Here is a 6197-nt window from a genome sequence, read left to right on the forward strand (position 1 = left end):
ATTGCTGTAAAGGTAAGGGTATTGAACTATACTTAAAATTGGAAACAGAGATTTTCAAAATATGAAGCCCGGAATTTTGGCCAGTCCATCTATTTTGACCCACTTTGACTAAGTGGCGGCTGGGTCCGATAACCTAAAAAGTTTTGTTAGAAAACGTCTTTATCCCCTTAGCAGGGATGTTATAAAATCACTAAATGATATCCTTTCGCCAAAAAGCCCTAAGTGCCGGAAGTTTTACAGTTCTCTTGGACAAGGTAAGCAGCGCTACTGTGATCACCACAAAAAAAGTCCCCAACCAATCCATTCCGGTAAATGTCACTCCCAGCCATGCAACTGCCACCAAGGCTGCTGATAAGGGCTCTACAGAACAAAGTAGACTGGCCGTCTGCGCACCAATGATATTCAGGGAGGCTAGGAAAATAGAAAATGGAATAACTGTACCCAAAATTATAATATAGGCAAAAGCCAGATAAGTCCCCATATCCCAAGTACCTGAAAGGTACCAAGGATTGCTCACAAGTAAGTAAATCATTCCTCCGATAAACATTCCCCAACCCGTTACTGTAGGAGAAGAAAACCTCCTGAGCAATTGTACGGGTTGAATTGTGTAGACTGCTAATGAAACAGCCGAAAGCAAACCCCAAAACAAGGCTGCTTCTGAAATCACTAAGGCATCAAAACTCCCATGGGTCACCAATAGAAAAGTCCCGATCAGGGCCAAAGCCAAGGCTATATACTCATTCGGCTTGGGCAGACGCCGTAACTTGATGGCATAAAATCCGACTACGAAAACTGGCCCAACATACTGTAAAACTGTTGCTGTGGCTGCATTGGAAAGACTGATGCTATAAAAATAGGTAAACTGTACAGCTACCATTCCAAGGGTGCTGAAAACCAAAATCTCGAATACATCTCTTTTTTTAAGCCAAATCCGCTTGGCGTCTGAATTTTTTCTAAACAGAGCAAAAATTAATAGTAGGGTTCCTGCAATCACCATTCTCCAACATACCAGCCAGGAGGGTGAAACTCCTTTTTCTTCAAATAAATATTGGGCGCAGGTACCGGAGATACCCCACATGATAGCAGCAGAAAGTGCCATTATATATCCCACTAAAAGGGGATTTTTTTGATTTTGCATCATACGTTTTGCAAAGAAAAGCAAAAAATCTTCAAAGTTGCGAGGTCTTGCAAATCGGGATAGAGTTTGATAGAAAGAAGTTCACAATATGGGCGCAAAGATGAATACAACGAACTCAAAGAAAAGCAATCTTGAGTTATTCGTGTTGTCCGACGTTTGCGCGGTCGGACAGTTAATATATCCGTATTTTTGTGACGGTAATCATAACAAGCCAAAGGCTATTCAACTAGAAATCCGAAGGCACAGTTTGCGGCTAAAGGAATGCAAAGTAAAAACAGGCTAAAAGCCATTATACTAAGAATCCGAAGGCACAGCCTTCGGATAGCGAAGTATTCAACCTTTGCGGCCTTGGAGACAAACTTTTGATACATTCAAAGGCAATATTTATTTCGCGCAATAACCCACTAGCCATATATTTTACCATTCTCCCTAATCATTTGGAATATCATCCTGTAATGTTTACATAAAGAGAATTATTTTATACTTTTAAATTCCCCAAAAAATCAAGCTCTATGAAAAATACCAAGCTTCTTCTTTTTGTTTTCCTGATGACAGCCCTTGTTTCCTGTAGCAGCGAAAAATCGGAAACGCATAAAAAGGAAAGACCCAACATCATTTTTATCATGTCGGATGATCATGCCTATCAGGCCATTTCTGCCTATGACAATAAATTGATTGAAACACCCAATATTGACAGAATAGCCAAAATGGGGGTGCTGTTTACCAATGCCTCTGTAACCAATTCCATCTGTGCGCCAAGTCGGGCGACAATTTTGACAGGAAAGCATTCTCACCTGAATGGAAAGGTGGATAACCACTTCCAGTTTGACACCACCAACATCACTTTTCCGCAACTACTTCAGGATGCCGGTTATCAAACGGCCATGTTCGGAAAGCTGCATTTTGGAAATAATCCCAAAGGTTTTGACCAATTCAAAATCCTTCCCGGCCAAGGATCATATTACAATCCTGATTTCATCACTAAGCATGATGGTAATATCAAGGTGGATGGATACGTCACGGATATCATTACCGACATGACCTTGGATTGGTTGGAAAACGAGCGCAAAGAAGATGAGCCCTTTATGCTAATGTACCTGCATAAAGCCCCCCACCGCTCTTGGCTGATGGCCGAAAGGCATTTGGATGATTTTACCAACAGGGAGTTTCCTGAGCCAAAAACCTTATTTGATGATTATTCCGGCAGAACCTCTCCTGCGGGGGAAGCCGAAATGAATATCCTCCACCACATGAGTTGGGCCGGGGACAACAAAGTGTTTCCAGAGGTAATGGACGAATTGGGAATCGCTGAAATCGGCTTTGACAAACAGCGCTATACCTATGAATACAGTAGGTTTACCGATGAGCAAAGAGAATCCTTTATGGAAGCCTATGGAAAGGTCAATGAGGAGTTTAAAAAAGCATACCCTTCGATGTCTGAAGAAGATATGATGAAATGGAAATACCAAAGATACATGCAGGACTACCTCGGAACTATTCAGGCCGTGGATGAAAATGTGGGCAGGCTTCTGGATTATCTTGAGGCCAACGACATGATGGAGAATACCATTATTGTTTACACTTCCGATCAGGGATTCTATTTAGGGGAGCATGGTTGGTATGACAAAAGATTCATTTACGACGAGTCTTTCAAAACACCGCTTTTGGTATCGTGGCCAGACAGGATCAGGGCAGGCTCCCGCTCAGATGAGTTGGTTCAAAACCTTGACTTTGCCCAGACTTTTCTGGAAGCCGCTGGGGTGGAGTCACCTGATGACATGCAGGGAGAAAGTCTGATTCCCATCCTCACAGGAAATGATGGGCAATGGGACAGAGATGCGGTGTACTACCACTACTATGAATATCCCGCAGAACATATGGTCAATCGTCATTACGCCATTGTTACGAAAGATTACAAGTTGGTTCACTATTATTATGTGGAGGATCAGTGGGAATTGCTGGATAGAAACAAAGACCCGCTAGAATTGAAGAATTTTTATGATGACCCTGCTTATGCAGACATTAAGCTGGATCTGCACGATAGGTTGGAGGCGCTGAGAACAAAGTACAAAGACAGCAATGAAATTTCTCAAAAGTATATTGACCTGCTCATGAAGGATGCCGCCGAGGGAAAAGTCTTTGGTGTGAGTAAGGAAAAGGTGGAAGAAATTAAGGAAAGAAGGAGACGGCTGATGTAGCATAGTCTTACAGTTATCCGACGGTTCTGCCGTCGGACTTTTAGTGAAGCCGCATTGTACGGCAACTTTTATATATCAAGCCAAATACTTTTTATCAGAAACCTGAAGGAATAGCCTATGGATAACCTAGGTCTCAGCCTTTAGAGACACACAATCCGACACATACGTTTTTAAACAAAACCTCCCTCCCGTTTTACTTTCTTGAATCAATAATAACAATACCTTTTCAACATTTTATTTAACTATTTAGTGCTTTTTTGCATTAAAATTGAAATGGGTTGACATTATGCATTATTAGATTATATTAAGGGTGAACAAAATTTTAAAAAAATGGCAAAATGTTTCGCATTGATGGGTTGGAGTTTACCTGTCATTGAAAGTATGCAAAAACTCAATAAACCCTACGTGGTGGTTTCATTCCCTATTTTTGAGAGCTATGCAAAAGAGAATGGGATTCCATTTGTTCCCTATCAATTTGATGAATGGAGTGACAGCTCCAATTCCCTGGATCTGCATGAAAAATTGAAAGCATTTGATGCTGATGTAGCTGTTCCTCTTTTTGAAGAAACTGTAGAATGGGCTGGAGCTTTGAATTCTATTTATAGAGACGACCCTAAGGTATTGAACCGTGCTTTTCTTTTCCGAAACAAAGCGATGATGAAAAGAAAGGCTTTGATTGGAGGATTGAGAGTTGGACTTTTCGAAGAAGTCCATAGCAAAGAGGGAGTAAAAAATTTCATGAAAAGATTAAATGAAGCCAATCTTCAGATCGATGGTGAAGAAGATAGCTGGGTTCATATCAAACCATTCGCTTCAGCTGGTACAGTTGGTCATAGGCTTTTGAGATCGATGAAAGATGTTGATGAAAAGTGTGAAGAAAGTGATTTTCCCTGTTTGGCAGAAAGCCATTTACCGGGAACTGAATTTTCTTGCGAAGCTTTTGTACATGGAGGAAAAATTAGATTTTTGAACATCACGGAATATGTGAAATTGGGTTATAGCAACTTTATTCCTGAAGGAAATTACCTTCATACCAAAAGGGATAAGATCATGAAGGAGATGCAGAAGCTGGTAAACATCTTCGGCATCGAATATGGTATGATTCACCCTGAATGGTTTCTTACCGAAAATGACGAGCTGAGTTTTGGCGAGGTGGCCTGTAGAATTCCAGGTGGCCATATTTTGGAGTTGGCTGGAAAAGCCTACGACTTTGATGCTTTAGGAGCGTTTGTGCTTTGTCACGATCCCAATCTTTCCGAAAAAGAACTCAAAGATATTCTTCCACGCTTCGATGCAAGACCAAAGGAATTTTATGGAAATGTGATGATTTATCCGCAAAAGAATGTCATCAATACCTTGGAAATTCCTGATGAACTTAGAGAGGAACCTTACTTCCTAGATCATAATCTTATCCCTCCTCTTACCAACCAGAAAATCGACAGCAGAGAAGGTTTTGGAAACCATTTTGGCACTGTTAATTTCAAAGGTGAAGACCCGGATAGAATGACGGAACTATTATTGCACTACGAGAATGTGGATTTTTATCATTAAGATAATTATTCCATCTAAATAGCTGAAATAAAGCCTTTCTTCGGAAGGGTTTTATTTTTGTTTATAATTGACACCAAATGGTGTCATTCAAAACGATTAAATTTTCCTAAAGGAATGCCAAACCAAACTATTGCAATTAGCAAACAACAAAATTTACAAGAGGTTTTTCAGGAGTTTTCCCTGGCCTCAAAATTCACAAAATTCGAAAAAGCTGGAAAATTACTGGGACAAACAGACTTACTTTTGGAGTCCGAGGAAGGAATTTCCCTAGTTTACAAATACGTGAAAGATTTTACCAGTGCAGGTATTTTTGAAGGTTCACCTTGGGCTGACCCTTCGAAATTAGTACCAGGCCTGGTTTCAGGAACTCTGAAAAGCGGTCACCCAAATTCCACTATTGAGCTTTTAAGTGAATTGAGAATTCTGGCCATAGCTGAGGGATTAATTGATTCCAAAGACCTTTCCAAAACAGAAGCCGAGAATTTCATTCAGGAAGTAATTGTTTTCAATCTTGAATTTGTATTCAAGGAACCATTGGAAGAAACAAGGTTGGTGATGAGCAAGCATGAATTGAATAAAGTTCATGCAGTTTTTGGATTCTTATCCAAAAAAATAAAGCTGGATGCAATCAAGGAAAAACTTGCAGAAGAACTCACTTTGATCTGTGCCCAAAGGCCTGTAGTAACAGAGAGTCCCAGAAAAATCATTGCCTTGGTAAAGGAAAAAATAGAGCTTGATCCCGAAAAGCCAGGTGATTGGGATTTATTGAGATTCCAAAGGTGTATCTATAGACCAACTGAAAACACTACGGATAAGAGTCCTACAGAATATGCTGAATTTTTACCTCAGTTGCAGGACAATCAATTAAAAGAGGAGTCCGCAGAAATGGGTAAGTCAATGATTGAATTCGGATTGGTAAGTCAATACCATGCAGTACTGTTACTTTATCTCATCAAGAATAAGAAATTCGAATTTGTTCCAAAATGTCTAGCTCTGGATCCCACAGGTAAAGCCAAGTGGAATGTCCATCAGGATTTTGTTGCTGACTTGATCTTACAGACAATTCATCCTTATAATGCACAATGCATCTTTGGTTTAGCAAAAATGCTTGAAAAAGGAATACTCGCCAGAGATGCGGTAAGGGCTGGGCTGTTCAACCTTAGAACTGTGAAAATCCACCCGGAGGTAGAAGCCAGAATCCTTAAATCTACCAAAACCCCACATGAATCGGTGACTCCCAAACAGTACTTGATGGGAGCGCTATTCAGGGTTTTGGGACAACCCTTGGGTCTTGGGCAGGGAAATAACCC

At 40.5% G+C, this 6197-nt stretch carries 3 protein-coding genes and 1 pseudogene; 3 read left to right on the forward strand and 1 reads right to left on the reverse strand.

Annotated elements, in window-relative coordinates:
• Window positions 1-190: 190 nt before the first annotated feature.
• Window positions 191-1111, reverse strand: a complete 921-nt coding sequence (locus EA341_RS04320) for an EamA family transporter (RefSeq protein ID WP_293011648.1) — start codon at window positions 1109-1111, stop codon at window positions 191-193.
• A gap of 539 nt (window positions 1112-1650) precedes the next feature.
• On the opposite strand from EA341_RS04320, the gene EA341_RS04325 reads away from it, so the two are divergent.
• From EA341_RS04325 to EA341_RS04335, 3 genes and pseudogenes are all read left to right on the forward strand, one after another.
• On the forward strand, window positions 1651-3336 hold the full coding sequence (locus EA341_RS04325; RefSeq protein ID WP_293011649.1) for a sulfatase: 1686 nt from the start codon (window positions 1651-1653) through the stop codon (window positions 3334-3336).
• Between the two features lie 330 nt (window positions 3337-3666).
• The gene (locus tag EA341_RS04330) at window positions 3667-4887 is read left to right on the forward strand and encodes a carboxylate--amine ligase (RefSeq protein ID WP_293011650.1); all 1221 of its coding nucleotides are present in this window, start codon (window positions 3667-3669) and stop codon (window positions 4885-4887) included.
• A gap of 114 nt (window positions 4888-5001) precedes the next feature.
• Window positions 5002-6197 (forward strand): annotated as a pseudogene (locus EA341_RS04335) (hypothetical protein); the annotation flags it as partial.

Source organism: Mongoliibacter sp., from assembly GCF_007692705.1.
Taxonomy (GTDB): Bacteria; Bacteroidota; Bacteroidia; order Cytophagales; family Cyclobacteriaceae; genus Mongoliibacter.

What these genes read in the sequence shown, in the direction of transcription:
- EA341_RS04325 (WP_293011649.1), top strand. Translation starts at nt 1,651, where the DNA reads ATGAAAAATACCAAGCTTCTTCTTTTTGTTTTCCTGATGACAGCCCTT.
- EA341_RS04330 (WP_293011650.1), top strand. Translation starts at nt 3,667, where the DNA reads ATGGCAAAATGTTTCGCATTGATGGGTTGGAGTTTACCTGTCATTGAA.